Origin of the sequence: Sneathiella sp., assembly GCF_036844445.1 — a bacterium.
Taxonomy (GTDB): domain Bacteria; phylum Pseudomonadota; class Alphaproteobacteria; order Sneathiellales; family Sneathiellaceae; genus Sneathiella.
The window spans coordinates 346400-365095 of sequence record NZ_DAIUFV010000001.1 but is presented as its reverse complement, the minus strand read 5'-3'; the positions used below and the strand labels follow the sequence as shown (position 1 = coordinate 365095).

General features: G+C 62.6%; 21 protein-coding genes. 3 read left to right on the top strand and 18 right to left on the bottom strand.

From position 1 onward, the window contains the following. Positions 1 to 269 precede the first annotated feature (269 nt). Positions 270 to 635 carry a PilZ domain-containing protein gene (locus V7Z56_RS01685; RefSeq protein ID WP_334127609.1) on the top strand — a complete coding sequence of 122 codons (366 nt, stop codon included), beginning with the start codon at positions 270 to 272 and terminating at the stop codon, positions 633 to 635. Position 636: 1 nt separating this feature from the next. On the opposite strand, the gene V7Z56_RS01680 is transcribed toward V7Z56_RS01685, so the two are convergent. Genes V7Z56_RS01680 through V7Z56_RS01595 form a run of 18 tightly spaced genes read right to left on the bottom strand, consistent with a single transcriptional unit; the run spans position 637 to position 15741 of the window. Then, positions 637 to 1872: a beta-ketoacyl-ACP synthase gene (locus tag V7Z56_RS01680; RefSeq protein ID WP_334127608.1), complete on the bottom strand. Its 1236-nt coding sequence runs from the start codon at positions 1870 to 1872 to the stop codon at positions 637 to 639. After that, a complete protein-coding gene (fabG, locus tag V7Z56_RS01675; RefSeq protein WP_334127607.1) occupies positions 1869 to 2594 on the bottom strand; it encodes a 3-oxoacyl-ACP reductase FabG in 726 nt (241 codons plus the stop codon). Before fabG ends, V7Z56_RS01680 begins: the two co-directional genes overlap by 4 nt. A 17-nt stretch (positions 2595 to 2611) precedes the next feature. Continuing rightward, positions 2612 to 3031: an ApeP family dehydratase gene (locus tag V7Z56_RS01670; protein WP_334127606.1), complete on the bottom strand. Its 420-nt coding sequence runs from the start codon at positions 3029 to 3031 to the stop codon at positions 2612 to 2614. Positions 3032 to 3035: 4 nt separating this feature from the next. Next, positions 3036 to 4211 carry a beta-ketoacyl-[acyl-carrier-protein] synthase family protein gene (locus tag V7Z56_RS01665; protein ID WP_334127605.1) on the bottom strand — a complete coding sequence of 392 codons (1176 nt, stop codon included), beginning with the start codon at positions 4209 to 4211 and terminating at the stop codon, positions 3036 to 3038. After that, positions 4208 to 4723, bottom strand: a complete 516-nt coding sequence (locus V7Z56_RS01660; protein ID WP_334127604.1) for a DUF3261 domain-containing protein — start codon at positions 4721 to 4723, stop codon at positions 4208 to 4210. The genes V7Z56_RS01665 and V7Z56_RS01660 overlap by 4 nt, the downstream gene beginning before the upstream one ends. After that, positions 4714 to 5946 (bottom strand): NAD(P)/FAD-dependent oxidoreductase, encoded by a 1233-nt coding sequence (locus tag V7Z56_RS01655; protein ID WP_334127603.1) that lies wholly within the window; start codon positions 5944 to 5946, stop codon positions 4714 to 4716. The genes V7Z56_RS01660 and V7Z56_RS01655 overlap by 10 nt, the downstream gene beginning before the upstream one ends. Before the next feature lies 1 nt (position 5947). Further along, complete coding sequence (locus V7Z56_RS01650; protein ID WP_334127602.1) at positions 5948 to 8278, bottom strand: MMPL family transporter; 2331 nt, start codon at positions 8276 to 8278, stop codon at positions 5948 to 5950. After that, positions 8275 to 8883 carry a LolA family protein gene (locus V7Z56_RS01645; protein ID WP_334127601.1) on the bottom strand — a complete coding sequence of 203 codons (609 nt, stop codon included), beginning with the start codon at positions 8881 to 8883 and terminating at the stop codon, positions 8275 to 8277. The genes V7Z56_RS01650 and V7Z56_RS01645 overlap by 4 nt, the downstream gene beginning before the upstream one ends. After that, positions 8880 to 9287 carry an acyl-CoA thioesterase gene (locus tag V7Z56_RS01640; RefSeq protein WP_334127600.1) on the bottom strand — a complete coding sequence of 136 codons (408 nt, stop codon included), beginning with the start codon at positions 9285 to 9287 and terminating at the stop codon, positions 8880 to 8882. Before V7Z56_RS01640 ends, V7Z56_RS01645 begins: the two co-directional genes overlap by 4 nt. Next, positions 9284 to 10984, bottom strand: a complete 1701-nt coding sequence (locus tag V7Z56_RS01635) for a glycosyltransferase family 2 protein (RefSeq protein ID WP_334127599.1) — start codon at positions 10982 to 10984, stop codon at positions 9284 to 9286. The genes V7Z56_RS01640 and V7Z56_RS01635 overlap by 4 nt, the downstream gene beginning before the upstream one ends. After that, positions 10981 to 11376 carry an ApeI family dehydratase gene (locus V7Z56_RS01630; RefSeq protein WP_334127598.1) on the bottom strand — a complete coding sequence of 132 codons (396 nt, stop codon included), beginning with the start codon at positions 11374 to 11376 and terminating at the stop codon, positions 10981 to 10983. The genes V7Z56_RS01635 and V7Z56_RS01630 overlap by 4 nt, the downstream gene beginning before the upstream one ends. 11 nt (positions 11377 to 11387) lie before the next feature. Further along, positions 11388 to 12755: an AMP-binding protein gene (locus V7Z56_RS01625; protein WP_334127597.1), complete on the bottom strand. Its 1368-nt coding sequence runs from the start codon at positions 12753 to 12755 to the stop codon at positions 11388 to 11390. 1 nt (position 12756) lies between these two features. Further along, positions 12757 to 13338, bottom strand: a complete 582-nt coding sequence (locus tag V7Z56_RS01620; protein ID WP_334127596.1) for a hypothetical protein — start codon at positions 13336 to 13338, stop codon at positions 12757 to 12759. After that, positions 13319 to 13564: an acyl carrier protein gene (locus tag V7Z56_RS01615; RefSeq protein WP_334127595.1), complete on the bottom strand. Its 246-nt coding sequence runs from the start codon at positions 13562 to 13564 to the stop codon at positions 13319 to 13321. The genes V7Z56_RS01620 and V7Z56_RS01615 overlap by 20 nt, the downstream gene beginning before the upstream one ends. Beyond that, positions 13561 to 13830, bottom strand: coding sequence for a phosphopantetheine-binding protein (locus V7Z56_RS01610; protein WP_334127594.1), 270 nt, complete (start codon positions 13828 to 13830; stop codon positions 13561 to 13563). Before V7Z56_RS01610 ends, V7Z56_RS01615 begins: the two co-directional genes overlap by 4 nt. Beyond that, complete coding sequence (locus tag V7Z56_RS01605; RefSeq protein ID WP_334127593.1) at positions 13823 to 14596, bottom strand: lysophospholipid acyltransferase family protein; 774 nt, start codon at positions 14594 to 14596, stop codon at positions 13823 to 13825. The genes V7Z56_RS01610 and V7Z56_RS01605 overlap by 8 nt, the downstream gene beginning before the upstream one ends. Continuing rightward, entirely contained in the window at positions 14589 to 15329 is a 741-nt protein-coding gene (locus V7Z56_RS01600) for a beta-ketoacyl synthase chain length factor (protein ID WP_334127592.1), read from the bottom strand. The genes V7Z56_RS01605 and V7Z56_RS01600 overlap by 8 nt, the downstream gene beginning before the upstream one ends. 4 nt (positions 15330 to 15333) lie before the next feature. After that, complete coding sequence (locus V7Z56_RS01595) at positions 15334 to 15741, bottom strand: hypothetical protein (protein WP_334127591.1); 408 nt, start codon at positions 15739 to 15741, stop codon at positions 15334 to 15336. A 239-nt stretch (positions 15742 to 15980) separates the two neighbouring features. Here V7Z56_RS01595 and V7Z56_RS01590 point away from each other — a divergent pair, with 239 nt between their 5' ends. Both V7Z56_RS01590 and V7Z56_RS01585 read left to right on the top strand, forming a co-directional pair. Next, on the top strand, positions 15981 to 17588 hold the full coding sequence (locus V7Z56_RS01590; RefSeq protein WP_334127590.1) for an AMP-binding protein: 1608 nt from the start codon (positions 15981 to 15983) through the stop codon (positions 17586 to 17588). A 3-nt stretch (positions 17589 to 17591) separates the two neighbouring features. Further along, positions 17592 to 18587 carry a 2-dehydropantoate 2-reductase gene (locus V7Z56_RS01585; RefSeq protein WP_334127589.1) on the top strand — a complete coding sequence of 332 codons (996 nt, stop codon included), beginning with the start codon at positions 17592 to 17594 and terminating at the stop codon, positions 18585 to 18587. Positions 18588 to 18696 lie beyond the last annotated feature (109 nt).

Below are 18696 nucleotides of genomic sequence, written 5' to 3'. Positions count from 1 at the left end.
TGTTGAACGTCAATTAATACGCTGTTCCGTCGGAGTCCAGTATCGTTGCGGGAATTTGCCGTAAAAATCCCTGTATAGACGATATTTCTGCTTCAATGGCCGCACGTTAGTCCTGCCCGCCCCCTGCCGCCGCTGCGATGGAATTGCCGATATTTTTGCGAATATTTTCGGTTGTTTTTTATCGCGAATTAATTTCTTTTCGCTTATATATCGCTTCTCTATACTTGCAACCGGTTGACGTAACAGGGGTGGACGGGGCGATTAACGACTTGAACGATGGCGGAGCGGTGGGCGCGGAGAAGCGCCGCTATGCCCGCAAAACGGTAATGTGGAGCGGCACTTTGTCGCTTCTCTGGGGGGCGCGGCTCATTGACCGCCAGCAAGCCATTCCGGGCGTTGTCCGGGATCTCTCCGTCAGCGGCGCGCGCTTTCAGACGCGCCACGATTTTCATCCGACCGATGAGGTGGTGCTGTCGCTGCCAAGGTTCGGCTCCTTCAACTGCCATCTCGTCTGGAAGGAAGACCGTCTCGCGGGCCTCGATTTCGTTGATCCGCCGGAGTTTATCTATAATGCCATCGTCTCGGCCCTGCCCGGCATCTCGCTCGCGCCCAATCCCGGGCACCCGCAACCCTGAGCTAGAGCGCCGCTCCGTTTCGGAAGATCAGCGAGCTGTTGATGCCGCCGAAGGCGAAGTTGTTGCTCATCAGATGGGTGACCTCGATCTCCCGCCCCGTCCCCATCAGATAATCGAGATCGGCGCAGGCCGCATCCACATTATCAAGATTGACCGTCGGCGCAAACCAGCCCTCGCGCATCATCTCGATGCCGAGCCACGCCTCGATCGAGCCGCAGGCGCCGAGGCTGTGCCCGAAATAGCTTTTCAGCGAATGAAACGGGATAGTGGGCCCGAGAATCTGCCGCGTCGCATGGGATTCGGCGATATCGCCCTGCTCTGTCGCCGTGCCGTGGCCGCTGATGAAGTCGATATCGGAAGCGTTCAGCCCCGCGTTGTCGAGCGCCGACTGCATCGCAACCTCCATGGTCGCCTGCGTCGGGTTGGTGATATGCCGGCCGTCGGAATTGGTGGCGTAGCCGACAATCTCGGCAAGGATCGTCGCGCCGCGCGCCCGCGCGTGATCGAGGGACTCTAGCACCAGCGTCGCCGCCCCCTCGCCGATCACGAGCCCGTCGCGGTCGCGGTCGAACGGCCGCGGTGTGAGATGCGGCGTCGCGTTTTTCGTGCTCGTGGCATAGAGCGTATCGAATACCGCCGCCATGGTCGGGCAAAGCTCCTCCGCCCCGCCGGCGACCATCACATCCTGCATGCCGAACTTGATGGCCTCATAGGCATAGCCGATGCCCTGGCTGCCGGAGGTGCAGGCGCTCGATGTCGGGATGACGCGCCCGGAAAGCCCGTAGAAGACGCCGATATTGACCGCCGAGGTATGGCTCATCATCTTGACGTAGCTGGTCGCCGTGAGGTCCTTTGAATGTCCGTCGCGCATCAGGTCGGTGAAGGCGACAACGGGCCGCGTGCTGCCGAAGGAGGAGCCGTAGGCCACCCCGACCCGGCCGGATTTGAGGACCGGATCGTTCAGAAGCCCGGCCATGGTGAGGGCCTTTTCCGTCGCATAAACCGCCATCTTGGAGACCGGTCCCATGCTGCGGAGCGCTTTTCGCGGATAGCGGCTGTCGACATCAAAGCCTTCGACGGGCCCGGCGAGGCGGGTATTCAGCCCGTCATAGAAATCCCAGCTTTCCATGCAGCGGATGCCGGTCTTGCCTTCGCGCATCCTGGCGGAGATAGCGTCCCAGTCCTCGCCGAGCGAGGTGACGCCCCCCATGCCGGTGACAACAACGCGCTTCGTCATGCCATGCCTCCGTTCACCGAGATGACCTGCCGCGTGATATAGCCCGCATCTCCTGAGCAGAGGAAGGCGACGGTCGCGGCCACCTCATCGGCGCTGCCCAGCCGCCGCATCGGGATCATCGGCATGATCTCATCGAGCGGCAGCTCGTGCGTCATGGCCGTCTCGATCAGGCCGGGGGCGACGCAGTTGACGGTGATCCTGCGCTTCGCAAGCTCAAGCGCAAGCGCCTTCGCCGCGCCGATCAGCCCCGCTTTCGAGGCGCTGTAGTTGACCTGTCCGCGATTGCCCATCACGCCCGAGACCGAGGAGATGACGACAATTCGCCCGCCTTTTCGCGCCGAGACCATCGGCATGGTGAGCGGTTTCAGGACATTGTAAAAGCCATCAAGATTGGTGTGGATGACGCTGTCCCACTCCTCATCCTGCATCGCCGGAAAGGCAGTATCGCGGGTAATCCCGGCATTCAGCACGATGCCGTAGAAAGCGCCGTATTCCGCGGTTTCTTTTTCGAGGACATCCCGGCATTCATCGCGGTTTGCAATATCGAACTGCAGCAGCCGGGCGCTTCCCCCGGCCCCGATAATGAGGCGGACCGTATCGGCGCCCGCCTGCGGATTGCGCCCGCAATGGACGACAATTTCAAAACCGTCACGCGCAAGCCGGCGCGCAATGGCCCGGCCGATATCGCCGCTTGCTCCCGTGACCAGTACTCGTTTCTGCATTCCGCTCACCCCAAAGTTCAGGGTTGATATACATTAAGCCGCGCTTCAGCGACAAGTTTTTCATTGCGCTCGATCCGGCCGTCAAACACGGCGAGCGGCGCTTCGTTATAGACGAGGCGGACCGTCACCTTCAGCCGATCGCCCGGCGCGAAATAGGGGCTCTCCAGCACCATATTGCGGGTGCTGACGAGATAGCCGATCCTGACATCACCGCCACTGTTGCGCGCCATGATCCCACTGTAGGCGGCAATCGACTGCGCCATATATTCGATCCCGACGTAAGACGGCACCCTGCCCGCTTCCAGAAAGGGCGTCGTCTCCGCAATCTCGACCTCGGCCTCGACGGTCTCCGTGTCATAGGCGATCACCCGGTCGATCAGGATCATCGGCGGCGCATGATAGAGGATTTCGGTCACGTGGTAGGGACAGGGCTGCATCGCTTTACTCATTTGACAGGATGACGCTGATATTGCTGCCGCCGAAGGCGAAGGAGTTGCTCATCATGGCGCGCCTGTGCGCCGCCGTCTCGCCCTTTGCGACAAGATGAAGCGGCGGCAGGTCGGGGTCCGCAGCGCCGTCCGAGATATGCGGCGGCAATTCACCCCCCGCCGCCTCAAGGGCGAGATAGAGGAAGGCAAGCTCCATGCTGCCCGCCGCGCCAAGCGTATGGCCGACAAGCGGCTTGGTCGAGCTGCAGGGAACGCTCCCGAAAAGCTCATGGACGGCTTTCGCCTCCATGCTGTCGTTAAGCTCCGTCGCCGTGCCATGCAGGTTGAGATAGGCGATGTCGGCGGGCGCGAAGCCGCTTTCATCGAGGGCGCGGCGCATGGCGGTGAAGGCGCCCGCGCCGTCGGGATCGGGCGTGCTCATATGATAGGCGTCGGAACTCTCGCCGATCCCGGCAATGCGGGGGCCAACCGGCTCGCGGCTCATCAGAAAGACGGCCGCCCCCTCGCCGATATTGATGCCGCCGCGATTTTTGCTGAAGGGGTTGCAAAGCGTATCGGCGACGAGATCGAGCGAGGCGAAACCGTTCACGGTGAGGCGGCAGAGCGTATCGGCGCCGCCGATGATGGCGGCATCGACAAGCCCGCTCGCGATCAGCCGGCGCGCCGAGGCGAGGGTTTTCGCGCTTGATGTGCAGGCGGTCGAGATCGTCATGGCGAGGCCGGTCAGCTCGAAATAGGCGCGCAGGAAGAGCGAGGGCGAAGCGTTGTCCTGCCGGTCATAGTCAAAGCCCTCCGGGAAGCGGCCCGTCCGCACTTTCTCAGCGACGCCCGGCTCGTTATCGCTGATACCCGACGTGCTGGTGCCGAGAATGACGGCAACGCGACCGGGACCGAATTTTGCGATCGCGGCGCGGATCTCCGCCTCAATCTCAAGGACGGCGGCGAGCAGCATCCGGTTGTTGCGGCTATCGAAGCGGCGAAGCGCAGGCGGAATTTCGGGGAGCCCGCCCGGGACCGCGCCAACCATGACGCGCCGCCCCTCCAGCAATCCGCCCATAGCGCACATCCCGCGCTGATCGCCCGCAAAAAGGCCCGCCGCCACCGTCGCCCGGCCGCGGCCAAGGGCATTGATCAGGCCAAGAGCGTTGAGATGGTAGCCCGCCGTCATAACGCCAGTTCGTAGGAAATGATCGTCATTTCATAATTCCACTTTGGATCGCGGATCGTGACCTGCTCATTCCACGCATTTTCCCGCGTCGTCTGATAGGTGATAATAAGCGACGCGGTGCGATCGGCAACCCGCGCCTGCATCGGATCGTCGGCCGGCCAGTAGGTGGCGACGATCACTTTCAGGATATCGACAGCGTTCATCTCCGCCGATACCCACTCGGCGCGGCGTGCCGCCACCCCGCGCGCGTCCCAGGTGATATCAAAGACCCGCCGCCCGATGAGATCGAGCGCGGCGACCTGCATCCGCTCCGGCGTCAGGCTGAGGCGGACCTGCAAGGTGAAGTCCTGCGCGCCGTAGCTGCCGTTCAGCGCCTGCACGACCTCGCGCGGCTTGTTCTCCGGCAATCGCCAGGGCGCGAATTCGATCCCCGCCTCCGGTTCCGGTCCCGGCAGGCTCGCACAGGCCCCGAGCGTCAGGAGGATCAGAAGCGCGAGCGATCTTACGAGCATTGCATCGCGACCATATCGAGATACTTTCGCCCCTGCGTGACAAACGGATTTTTCTCATCCCATGCATAGCCCGCGAGGATGGAGACGATCATCCGCTTGATCGGATTGTCATCGCCGGGCGGGTTGAAAATAATCTCCTGCAGATCGCCGCGATACCACGCCTCGACAAAGACGCGGAAGCAATCCACGCCGCGCTTCAGCGGGCGGGAGAAATCCGCCTCCCAGTCGACCGTCTCGCCGGCCAGCTGGCGCATCAGCGGATCAACCAGCAGATCAGCCGATTTGAAGGCGACGGTGACGCCCGAGGAAAAGACCGGATCGAGAAACTCCCCGGCATTGCCAAGAAGGGCGAAGCGCGGCCCCGCAAGCTGCTTCACCTTGGTCGAATAGCCCGACAATTCGGCGACCGGGCGGACCTGCTCGGCCCCTTCCAGCAGGGCGCTGAGATCGCGCGTCTCGCGGATGATCGCCCAGAGCTTTTCATCGCGCGTGCCGGGATATTTCGCAAGTTCCGCAGGCGGCACGACGGTGCCGATCGAGGCGCGCCCGTCGGTGAAGGGAATGATCCAGTACCAGATATCCTTGCAGGTCGGATGCACAGTGATAAGGATTTTGTTACGATCGAAAGCGCGCCCCTCAAACCGGTCGTTGACATGGGTGAAGAGCGCATGACGCACCGGGAAATCCGACGGCGCATCGAGATCAAGGAGACGCGGCAGGGCGCGGCCGTAGCCGCTCGCGTCAACCACGAAGCGCGCGCGGATCTGAAACGGCCCGTCCGGGCGAGCGCCCGAGATCAGCACACCGTCCTCCTGGAGATCAACGCCCGTCACCTCCTGCTGGAAGCGAAGATCGGCGCCTTCATCGCGCGCCGCTTCGGCAAGCAGAAGATCAAATTTCTCCCGCTGCACCTGATAGGTCGTCGCCGGTCCCGCCGTGAAGCCTTGCGCGAAGCTGATGGTAGCGACGCGCTTGTCGTCGGCGAACGCGGCGCCGTCTTTATGCTGAAAGCCCGCCGCTTCAAGGCGAGGGCCAAGGCCCGCTTTTTCAAGAAACACCATCGACTGCGGCAGCAGGCTCTCGCCGATCACGAAGCGGGGAAACGTGCCGCGCTCCAGCATCACGACTTTCAGGCCCTGCTGCACCAGCAAGGTGGCGGCGAGCGAGCCGGCCGGCCCGGCGCCGATTACCACGACGTCAAATTCTTCAACTGTTCCGGGCATATCAGAGGGGCTCCGTCATCGGGCGTTTGGCATCCGCCGCAATGGGCGCAAGCAGGTAGGCCAGCGTGATCCCGACCAGAATGGTGATCCCGAAGGCATGAATGGCGAAGGTCTCGCTGAGCGCCAGCAGTCCGAAGGCGAGCAGCGTCGAAAGCGCAGCGAGGAAGTTCGCCAGCATCGAGCGGCGCTGCCGCGGCCTGGAAGCTTCGCGCATGAACAGCGCATAATCAAGGCCGATGGCGAAAATCAGCACGAGCGACATGGCGTTGAAGAAGGTGAAGGGCTCGCCCATCAGCGCGATCAGGCAGGGCGCGAGCGCGACGGCGCTCATCGAGGGCAGCATCACCTTCAGCGCCCCCGGCACCCCGTAGCGGAGCGACAGGAAGACAAGCACGACGCAATAGGCGATCGCGAGCATGATCAGCGCGCGGACGCGATAGGCGCCGAATGTCTTCGAAAGGCTGTCGGCGTGGCTGATGAGCGCGATATTCTCCGAACTGCCGGCAAGTTTCGTGAGCGCGGCGACGTCTTTCACATCGATCAGCATCACGGCATGCACGATGGTGCCCGGCGTCTTGTAGACGCGAAGCTGCGAGAGCAGCCCCGGCATATCGCTCTCGGCGAGCTTATCGAGCTCCAGCGGGTCGCCGGGCTGACGATAGGGCGTCTCTCCCGCCAATCCCAGCGCGGCCATATGCCGCTCGAGCCGCGGCATCAGTTCACTCTCGACCAGCGCGCGGTTTTCAAGCTGCCGCGCTTTCGAGGGAATGGATTGCGAGATCATGCGATAGCCGCCGATCGCCCCGTCCTTCTTCAGGGCCTCGAGCTTCGGCGCGAGCGCCTCCTCGGCGCGCAGCGTATCTTCGGAATTGATGCCGCGGACGAAGAAGCGGTAGGTCTGGTTGTTGATGCCGGCAAGATCGCGGATCGCTTCTTCTTCGGCCTTCAGATCGGCCGGCAGCGATTGCAGGCGATGCACGTCATCATCGACAGTGACGCGCGTCGCGCCAAAAAGGCCGGCAACGATGAGAATACCGAGGAAAGCGATCCGCCAGTTGCGAAAGCTCTTCCGCCACCAGAAGTTATAGGGGAACATGGCCGCCGACAGCAGGTTTTCCCCATGCCGGAACGACGGCGTCCGGTCGAGATGGGGGAAAACATACAGCACGCACAGATAGGCCATGACCAGCCCGCTCGCCGAAAAGACGGCGATCTGCTGCAGACCCGGGAACGGCGTGAGAGCAAGGGTGGTGAAGCCGAGAACGGAACTGACCAGCCCAAGCGTCAGACCGGAGCGGATCGCCCGGGCCCGAAGGCGCGCCGTCGGCACCCGGCTGTCCTGGTCGAATTTCTCACAGAAATAATGGAACGCATAGTCAACGGCAATGCCGATCAGTCCCATTCCAAACACCAGCGCCATCATCTGCAGGGAGCCGAAGATCAGCAGCGTCATGGCGAGGCCGTTGAGAATGCCGGACGCAATCGCCACCAGGCTGAGGACGAGCGGCTGCAGGCTGCGGAAGATCAGGAAATTCAGGATGACGATGCCGATCAGCGAGATGACGCCGATAAATCCGGCCTCCCCCTCGGCCTGCCGATAAGCATGTTCGCCGTAAAAAATCGCCCCCGTTTTCAGGAGTTTGAGCGCCCCATACCGGGTTTCGGCCCGCGCGACGGCATCGGTGAACTGTTTCAGCGCTCGGGTCTGGAAAGTTTTGTCGAACGGGTTGCCGGAAAGCTGGCCGCGCAGCAGCACATACCAGATGCCTTTCTCCTCCACGGTCAGCACATTGGCGCGGCTTTGCATCTTGGTGCTGTTTTCCATCCCCGCCGCCAGATAGTTCGGCAGCAGCAGATAGGGATCACGGCGGATGGTTTCGGCATCGACGACCGAGAGCGGTGAGACGATCTGAACCATCGCCCGGTCGATCAGCTTCTCCGCCTGCCCTGCCTGCAAGAGCTGACGGTCTGCCTTGGATATCAGGCCCGTGCGGTGCGGGAACAGCGTCTCGGCGAAGCCTCGAAAGGTCGACAGACTGGCATCATTGAAGATGGCTTTCAGAATGCCGGCGTCGATCAACGCCTTGCCAAGCATATCGGCCGCGGCGCGCGCCGATTCAAAATCCGCATGGCCGACGAGGACGATAAGCTGGTCCATGCCCTGCGTTCGCTCCACCGCCTCGGCGCGGGTCACCCACTCCGCATTTTCCGATTTCGGCAGCATCGCGATCAGGTTGGTATCGAGCGGAAGTCCGTCCTGAAACCGCCAGCCGATGACGCCGACCGCGAGGATCAGCAGGAAAATATAGATGCGAAAGCCTGACCGGTTCACGGTCTTGCGCCCGGAAGAACGCGGGCCGCAGCCTCGATCTCATCAACGGGCGCAATATGTTGCTCCGAAAAGGTGATCACGTCGCGATCTCCATTACTCTTGACGATCTCGACGGTTTCCAGAAACTCGCCGATCGAGAAGTTGAGATATGCGAACGGAAGATTAAGCCCGCTTGCCTTCGGGGTAAAGCGCAGCGAATATTTCCCGTCGGCGGACAGGAGTTTCAGGCCGGTCAGATCCTCGATCGGCTGCCAGTTGCCGCCGAGGCTGCTCTCCAGCGTATCGCGAAGCAGCTTGAAGCCGGGAAACTGCTTGAAGCTGAGGCGGGTGACCTCGACCCCGTCGACGGACTGGATGACGCCGTCATCATCGATCACCATGCGGCCGAAGAAGGGCAGCTCCGTCTGCCAGACAAGCGAGGCGCGCGGCAGCAGGAAAAAGGATCCTTCCGAGAGGATCGGCCGCTCGAAGCCTCGCAAGTGGCGTTCCTGCACAAAACGGCCCATCAGCCCCTCGCCGTCTTTAAGGCTGTAAGGCGTTGCGCCGGCGCCCGCAAGCGGAACGCTCACCAGAAGCATTACCAAGAGATAGAAAAGACGTGTCACAGCAGGTTTTCTACCTTTTCATAAAGAACGGGCGGAGATTGGAATAACATTTCTTCCGTCTGCTGATCAACTGCAACTTGGATAGTATAGCCGCGAGTTATTTTCTCGCCGGTTTCCGGATCGTCGATCTGGTAGTTGATTTTGAGCCTGTTTTCATATTCGGCAAGGATCGCGCGGACCCGGACTTCCTCGCCGAACCGGATCGAGCGGATATATTTGATGCGCATATCGACGATCGGCCAGGCATAGCCGCTCTCGCTCATCTGCTGGTAATTGTAATCCAGCCGGTCGAGCAGCGCGCAGCGCGCAAGCTCGAAATAGCGCGGATAATTGCCATGCCAGACAATCCCCATGGGATCGAGGTCGTAGAACTGGCATTTGACAATCACATCGGCCGCAATCATTGCCGCTTCGCCTCCAGCTCGGCAATAATCTCGTGATCTTCGGGCAGCGACCAGAAATCATAGAAATTATACCATTGCTCGGGATAGCGCAGGCAGCCCTGTTCGAGCTGTTCGACATAGATGCCCATTGGCGCGGCGAGGCCATCGTCCGCGGCGCGCCCGCGATGGATGCGATCGGCGATCTTTTCGAACATCACCCGGAACTTGCCGTCCTCCTTCACGCAGAGCAGCGAATAGACCGGCGCGCCGAGCAGCGAGGCGATCAGCCACGCGCCCTCCGAGAAGGGCGCCGGCGTGCCGAGGAAATTCATCATCCGGATGCGTTTCGATTTGTCGAGCGGGATGCGGTCGCCGGCGATGACGATCCAGTGCCCGTCGTCGATCTTTTTCTGCAGCTCAATCAGCGTCGCCGGGCCGATATCGTCAACCTCCTGGATATTGACGCGCGTTCCGGGGTTGGCGAGGTTGAGGATCTCGCTGAATTTGGCGGCGTTGCGGGTATGGACGAAGACGGTGATCTTGCTGATGCCGCGCGCCGCACCGACGGCCCTCAGCACATCGACATTGCCAAGATGCGAGGTGATGACGACGATCCCCTGCTCCGGCGGCGGCAGGCTGTCGAGACGGCGGATATCGTCCATATTCATGTCGCTGAGCTGGATATCGCCAAGCCATGCCGCCAGCCGGTCGAGCGCCATCCTGCCGAACGAGCGGTAATGCCGCCAGAGCTGCAACAGGCCGACATCGCCCGGCTCATCGGTCATGGCGTAGATGCGCCGCCAGTAGTCGCGGGACGCACGCCGGTGATCGCTGCCGGTGAGGAAAAAATAGAGCAGCACGGGCTGAGCAAGGATCCAGCAGATGCGGCGCCCGAGCACGCGGTAGGCGGTGAAGAGTATCTTCAGGCCGAGCGTCACCCCGCGCTCGTTGATCTGGCCCCAGTGGCGGACTTCCTGCCCCGGACGGCGGCGGCGCTCGAGCAGTTCGGGGAGCCGCCTCAGCATCCCGAAGACGAGCCGGGTGTGCATCTTGGTGATCAGCCAGTTGTCGGCGCCAAGGCGGAAATTGGAGATATTGTCGCGCGGATAGGTCACCAGCACCGGCAGCATCCGGACCCGCGTCCCCCGCCAGTGCAGCCGCACCATGATTTCGGTATCGAAATCCATATAATGACCGACCGGCTCGCTCTCCATCACTTCGAGCGTGCGGGCGAGCGGATAGACCCGGTAACCGCACATGCTGTCGGTGATTTCCGTCGACAGCGTTTCCAGCCAGACCCAGAGATGGGTGATCCAGCGGCCGAATTTTCGCGACAGCGGCACGGTGAAATCATAGACCGGCTCGCCGCTGACCAGCGAATTGGGATGGATCCGGGCGATTTCGATAATCGCAGGAAGGGCATTGAGGTCATGCTGGCCGTCGGCATCGATCTGCAGCACATGCGTGAAGCCGTCCGCCGCGGCGAGGCGAAATCCCTCCATCACCGCAACGCCCTTGCCGCCGTTCTCATCGCGCCGGTGAACGGTGACGCCGCCCTTCGGGTCATGCAGCCCGCTGATGGCCGATTTTGCCGGCTCGACGCTGCCGTCATCGATGATGAAGACGCGCAGGCCCCGCGCCGTCAGCGCGCCGACGACGGTGCCGATATGGCGATAGTGATTATAACTCGGGACAACAGCGGCGAGAGAGATACTCATTGTGCAGCCAGTTCCTGTGCAGCCAGTTCAAAGAAGCCCGAGGAGCAGGTCTCCTCTCCCATGTGATAGGAAAAGTGCAGCCGATGCGCCGCGCGCCGCCAGTCGAGGCGAAGCCGGACCTCGCTGCCGCCGACGATCAGCGCCGAGAATTTAAGCTGGCCGAGGCGGATGATATTGCCCTCCATGCCGAGATAGCGGCGCGCGAAGCGGACGGCCCAGTCAATCTGCGCGACGCCCGGCAGGACCGGCTTTCCGGGGAAATGACCCTGCAGCTGAAAGAGATCGGGGTCGACCGTGAAGGCGAGTTCAACGCGGTCGCCGTCCCGCTCTTCCACCTTCAGCGGGGGCTCCGTCGGGTGCGATGCATATATACTCTCTGACGCGTTCTGCATGGTGTCTCAGTCTAGGCTCCCTCGTCCGTCTCTGCAAACAGTTCATGGAGCGCCTGCTGCTGGCGCTTGCCCTGCGCGGTGAGCGGCAGCGCCGCCACGAAACGCCAGCGACGCGGCAGCGCGGCATTCTCAAGATGCGGCGCGAGCTCTTTTCTCAGCTCCCGCCCGAGGCGGAACGGGCCGATCTCGTCATGCCGCCGCCAGCCGGCGGGGCTGAGCTCGGCGACCGCCGCCAGTATATCGCGGCTCCCCGGCAGGATAAAGACCGCGGCCTCGCGCACCAGCCGAGAGGCGTTGAGATGCATCTCGATTTCCGCAAGCGACAGGCGTTTGCCTTCGATCTTGACGAACTGGCTGGCCCGGCCGGTGAGCAGGAAGCTGCCGTCGTCAAAGCGGGTGACGAGATCGTTCATCGCCTCCCACGCGCCGCCGGTGGTGTAGGCGCTCCGCACCTCCAGCACGCCGCCCGGCCCGCTCCGGGTCTCGGCGCCGGGCAGGGGGCGGAACGGCGTCGTTTCCGCCTCCTGCCGGCGAAAGGCGATGGCGCCGGTCTCGGTGCTGCCGAATATCTCGGTCGGCAGCGGGCCAAAGAGCCGCGCCGCATGCCGCGCCGCAGCAAAGGGCAGCGGCCCGCCGGCGGTGAAGATGATCGGCATCTGCGCCGCCTCGGGCAGCGGATCGAGCGGGGGGATGCGCGTCAGATGCGCCGGGCTTGTCACCAGCGAGGCACGGCGCGGCGCCGCCGCCAGCAGCTCCTCCCAGATCTCGAAAATACCGGCATAGAACGCCCGCCCCTCGCAAAGCGGCAGCAGGCATTTGAAATAAAGGCCGAAGATATGCTGATGGCTGACGGTGCCGAGGGTTGCCGTGCCGCTAAGGCGATCGCCGAAGCAGCGGTCGAGGATGATCAGCTCATCTTCGATCTGCTTCAGGCTTTTCGGCACCCGCTTCGGCTCGCCGGTCGAGCCGGAGGTGTAGAAGTCAAAGAGGCAACGCGCCGAATCAAGCGAATGGAAGGCAAACTCCTGCCCGCGCCGCCCGTCGATGACGATCTGCGCTGCCCCGCCGGCGCCGGGAATATCGGAGAGCAGCGAGCAGTCAGGCGCGACGAACTGCGCCAGCACGCCCGGCAGCGCATTCGGCGGCACGATGAGATGGCAGCCGACCTGAAAGGCCGCGAGCATGCCGCACACGAAGCCGTAGCCGCTCTCGCAGGCGAGAACGAGACGCCGCGCGCCCGCAGCTTTGATGCGCGCCGCAAGGTCCGCCGTTTCGGCGTGGAGGTCGGCAAAATGCTTGACCGTTCCGTCCGGGAGAATGGCAACGGCCTCCGCCCCCGGCCGCGGAGATATCAGGAAGTCTGAAAGCGGCACGAACATCTCAGCCCGCCTTCCGCCGCTTGACGAACTGGCGGAGCAGATATTCGCCGCCGAACATGCCGCCGATCAGGAGATAGGAGATCAGTCCGTTATAGAGCGTCCAGATCTCAAGGCTTGCATAGAGCGCCGTCCAGAGCGAGAGCGCGGCGTTCAGCAGGAAGAAGATCACCCAGGCCTCCGTCACATGGCGGGTGTAGCGGATGGCATGGGCGTCGAGCTCGCCTTCCATGGCGCGGGCGATCCGTTCGATCACCGGCGGAGGTTTGAGAAGCGAATAGCCAAAGAGCGCGGCGAAGGAGAGGCTGATCAGTACCGGATAGGCCTTCACGGCGAGCAGCTGATCGAGGAGGAAGAGAAGGACGACGGCGCCGAGGATGAAGAGATAAAGCCCGGTTTCGGGCCGCGCGCCGCCGCGGCGGCCGCGTTGCAGAAGGAGGCGAAGCAGCAGGAAGGCGACCAGCGCCGCGCCCACGACGAGCGGCGAGAAGCGCATCAGCCCGAAATAGACGACAAAGGGATAGGCCAGACTGATCAGGACAAGCAGAAGGTCCGGCAGCCGGGTCTTACGTCGCCAGAAGGGCATGAACGCGGTCCACCACGTCGCCCACGGAGCGCACCGTGCGAAATTCGTCGGGCGGGATCTTCTTGCCGGTCAGATCCTGCAGCTTGACCACCAGATCGACGGCATCGATGGAGTCAAGGTCGAGGTCCTCGTAAAGCTGTGCCTCAGGCGTAATCTGCTCCGGCGGGACCTCAAACATTTCCACCAGATATTCGCTGAGCTTGTCGTATATCTCGTCGCGGGTCATGCACCCATCTCTTTTCGTTCAGCGGCAATAAAGTTGGCAAGGTTGCGGATGGAGGAGAAATGCTCTTTCAGATCCTCGTTCTTCGCGCTGATCTTGATGCCGTAGGTCTTTTGAATGGCGACGCCGAGTTCCAGCGCGTCGATGGAATCGAGCCCGAGCCCTTCCACAAACAGCCGCTCTTCGCTATCGATCTCGTCCGGCGTGATATCTTCGAGATTGAGCGTGTCGATGACCAACCGCTTGATTTCCAGTTCAAAATCACTCATCGCAGAGTTTCCCAACATAATACTGCTCGAGCTCGCGCGTGAGCTTTCGCACTTTTATCGACCTCGGTTCATGCCCCAACTCAGCCGATATGTCCAGAAGTTCATCGAATGATATATCAAAACGCGACTGGCGGGGAGGAATTGCGTACCACGGGCTTCCTTTTGCGAGCGTCGGCGGGTCGCAAGTGATGGTGACGAGCTGGATGGGCGTGTTGAAATGCACCGCCATATTGGCAAATCCGCGCTGAAAACGGATCGGCTGGCCGGGGACGCTGCGCGTCCCTTCCGGGAAAATCAGGATATTCTGCCCCTCCCCCAGCGCCTTTTCGCATTGCGCAAGCAGCGTCATCGCATCGCCGTCGTTGCGGATATAGCCCGCCGCGCGGATCACCCCACCGAGATAGAAATTATCCCATAGCTGATGCTTGACGACGCATTGCACCTCGGGCATGCGCGAGATCAGGAACACCGTATCGAGCAGCGCCGGATGGTTGGCGATGATCAGCGCGCCTTTCAGGCCGTCCAGCTTCTCCTCCCCGGTAAAGCGGGAATCGATGATGCCGCCGATCCGCAGCATAAAGACGAAAAAGCGAAAGGCGTGGTAGATAACGCGGCGCACCCGGCGGATCCGCGTCGCCTCGTCGCGGGTCAACAGCGCGATCGGCGTAAAGACGAAGAGCGTGAGAAACACCCCGCCAAGACCAAAACTCGCGAAGGCGATCCCTGTCCCGATCAGGCGCCAGACATAATTGATACGCTCACGCATGGCGCCGGCACCACCACTCCCCTTGCGCGCCGCTCCAGTCCCAGCGCGCCTCGCCGCGAAGCAGGAAGCGCAGGAAACCGGCGAGCGGATCGCCGGGTCGCGCCTCTGTTTCGTGCCCCGCAAATCCGAGGCGGAAGGCGCTCTCGCCGGCCTCAAAGGGGGCGAGGAGCAGCGCGAGCGCCGCGGGCGGTGTCTCGGGATCACCGAAGGGGGCATAAAACTCCGGCAGCGGCTCGTCGGCATGGAGGAGCAGGACCGGCGCGGACGGATCCTCCTGAAGGCTCGTGACCGCTTCGAGGAGGCCGAAGCAGAAGCTCTCCGCACCGGCGGCGATGGCGGTGTGGCTTTCGCGGTTGCGGCTGATGATCGACAGCATGCCGGCGAGGGAATTGTGCACCGACATGCCGAAGGCGGTCGGCGAGAGCGGCTCGTCGCGCGCGAGGCTCTCAAGGAGGCCCAGCATCTGCGTCACGTTGCCGTTGCGCGAGCTGAAAATCACCCGCGGGCTGAAATCGGGGTTGATGTCCATCGCGACGCGGAGCGCCATCTTGCCGAGCCTCGGCAGCCGGCGCCGCAGTCCGGCCGGCAGATCGCGGACATCGGGCGCCCCGTCGGCCTTTGGAGTATCCGCCTCTCCCTCGGCCCAGGCCTCCCAGGCGGCGGGGCCGTCAAGCCCCGGCGCCCAGGCGGACCAGCTGCGTACCGTGAAGGAGAAGGTTACTTCACCTGTCATGGCATCAGGCGGCGAGCGACGCCTTGTTCAGTTCCTTGTTGATATCATTTTCGAGCGTCCGGACCCACTTGTTGTAGTTGCGGTGGATCTGGCCGTTGTCATAGAGCAGGTCCTGGCTGCTGACATATTCGATGGAATAGGTCGTCTTGGTATAGCGGATGTTGACGACGGCGACGTGGCTGCGGCTGCGCTGCGTTGCCTTCATCAGGCCCGGGCTCACCTCTTCAACCGCCCAGCCGCGGTTGACGGCGGCGGTCCGGATCGCCGTTCCGATACGGTCGAGCGAGCCGTCCTGCAGCTTCATCGGGATTGCCGCAGAATCGACGTTATAAACGGGCTGCACGCGCCCGAAACAGCCGCTGACGAACAGGGCCATGGTGACAACCATCGCCAGATAGAAAAATTTCTTCATGACATTATCTCCTTAAATCACGTGCCGGATCCGGTCTTGGGCCGGGCATCTCTCCGCGCGGAAACTTACCTTTCCTTTGGCGGCATGGCTAGCGGAAAGACGCGGAACGCCCTCTCCGCACCCGGGATTTTTTTTGCGGCGACCGGTCAGGCGCCTTCTGCGCATTCCTGTCATATCGAGGCTGGCATTTACCCCGGTTCCTTTTTATGATCTGCCAAAACAACAACCGGGAGAGCGGCATGTCATTGATCGGCAAAATCGAACAGTCACACAAAACGATGGTGGAACGGCGCGATATCCCGTGGCTGCTTCGCCAATGGGCGGAACGCTGCCCGGACAAGCCCTTCCTGATCTGGGAGCCGTTCGACCGGCCCTCCGTCAGCTACAGCTATGCCGAGTTCGCAGCCCATGTCGAGCGGCTGGCCGGGGCGCTTCATACGCGCGGTGTGATGAAGGGCGACAAGGTCATGGTTCATCTCGACAACAGCCCGGAATTCCTCTTCGCCTGGTTCGCCTGCGCGCGCCTTGGCGCGGTCGCGGTCTCGACCAACACCCGCTCCGTCGCCCGTGACATGATCTATTTCGCCGAGCATGCGGAGATCGTCGCGGCGATCACCCAGCCAGCGTTCGCGAAGCTTGTTTATGAATCGGCGCCGAAGATCAAATTCCTCGTCCTCACCGACAATGACGCGGGCGAGCCGGCAGAAATTCCGGCCGGCATCCCGCATGTGCCCTTCGCGGAGATGCTGAAGGAGACGGCTCCCTGCCCCGCCCGGCCCACCGAGCCCTTCGCCGATCTTGGCGTGCAGTTCACATCGGGGACCACCTCGCGGCCGAAAGCCGTACTCTGGACCCATGCCAACGCCATCTGGGGCGCGCAGATGAATGTCGCGCATATGCGGCTTCGGCATGAGGATATCTGCCAGTGCTTCCTGCCGCTCTTTCACACCAACGCGCAGAGCTACTCGATGCTGAGCTCGCTCTGGATCGGCGGCACCTTTGTGCTGCAGCCGAAATTCTCGGCCTCGCGCTTCTGGGATGTGGCGATCCGCAACCGCGTCACCTGGTCCTCGATCATCCGCTTCTGCGTCGCCGCCCTGCTGGCGCAGGGCAATGCGCCGAAAGAGCATCATATTCGCCTCTGGGGCGCCGGCATCCGCATTCCCGCCGCGGAGGAGGCTTTCAACATCCGCACCATCGGCTGGTGGGGCATGACGGAGACGATCACCCACGGCATCGTCAGCGACGTCGATCACCCGGGGCCGGGCGTCAATATCGGCCGTGTCTCGCCAGGGTTCGAGATCGATATCCGCGATCCCGAGACAGGCGCGCACGTCAAGCCCGGCGAGCGCGGGCTTCTCTATATCCGCGGCGTGCGGGGCGTCTCCCTCTTCAAGGAATATTTCCGCAATCCCGAGGCGAACGCCAACTCCTTCGATGCCGACGGCTGGTTCGAGACGGGCGATTTTGTCCGGATCGATGAGAATGGCGATCTCTTCTTTGGCGATCGCGAGAAGGACATGCTGAAAATCGGCGCGGAAAACGTCGCCGCCTCGGAGATTGAAACGGTCATCATGCAGACCGGCTGGATCCGGGAATGCGCGGTTGTCGGGCAGAAGCATTACATGCTCGATGAAGTGCCCGTCGCCTTCGTCCTGCCGAACGAGAGCGCGCCCGCCGATCTCGCCGCGCGGATTATCGAGGTGTGCCGGCGCGACCTTGCCGATTTCAAGGTGGTGCGCGATGTGATCATCGTCGAGGATTTCCCGCGCTCGACGCTTGAAAAAATCGCCAAGAATGAACTTCGTGACCGGCTGCCGCCGATCTTGGCCGAGAAGCGGGCCTGACGCATGACGAAAATCTGCATTTACGGGGCGGGCGCCATCGGCGGGATCGCGGGCGCCCTCCTCGCCCGCGAGACGGACGCGGAGGTTTCGCTGATCGCCCGCGGCGCGCATCTTGAAGCAATCCGCGAGAGGGGCCTGCACATCGAGGGGAAGGTCGGCAACTTTACGATGAAAGGCCTTCGCGCCACAGATAATCCGGCGGAGCTCGGCCCGCAGGACTATGTCATCATCGCGCTCAAAACCTACTCCGTCCCGGCTATCCTCGGTCAGTTGCCGCCGCTGCTGCACCCCCAAACGGTGATCGTCACGGCGCAGAACGGCATTCCGTGGTGGTATTTCCACGGCACGACGGGAGAGTTTCGCGACCACCCGATCCGCGCGACCGATCCGGACGGCCGCCTCTGGCAGGGCATCGGCCCCGAGCGCGTGCTGGGCGCGGTCATCTACCAGGCGGCGGCAATCCGTGAGCCCGGCGTCATCACGCATATGAACGGCCTTCGCTTTCTCCTCGGCGAGCCGTCGGGCGAGATCACGGCGCGCGCGGAGCGGCTTTCACAGCTGCTCATTCAGGCCGGGTTCGACGCGCCGGTGACGGCGGATATCCGTTCGGAAATCTGGGTCAAGCTCTGGGGCAATCTCAGCTTCAATCCGATCTCGGCGCTCACCGGGTCGACGCTCGACCGGATCACGCGGGAGCCGGAAATCCGCGCCCTCGCCCGCCAGATGATGGTCGAGGGACAGGCCGTCGCCGAAGCCTTCGGCATCAGCTTCAAAACGGATGTGGACACGCGGCTCGATGGCGCGGCGAATGTCGGGCCGCACCGCACCTCGATGCTGGTTGATCTTGACAATAACCGGCCGATGGAGATCGACACCCTGATGACCGCATTGCAGGAGCTTGCCCGCCTTCGCAGCATTCCCACGCCCGGTATCGATGTCGTCGCCGCGCTGCTCCGCCAGAAGGCGCGGATGCTGGGTCTCTATCCCGCCGACCGGTAGCGGATGCGCGCAACGGTTGCGCGTAATCTAATTGACGCTGGCCGGGCGGCGGGCATAGAGTGAGCGCGGGCGAACCATAACAAAAGAGACCGGTCCGCGAGTTGCGGAT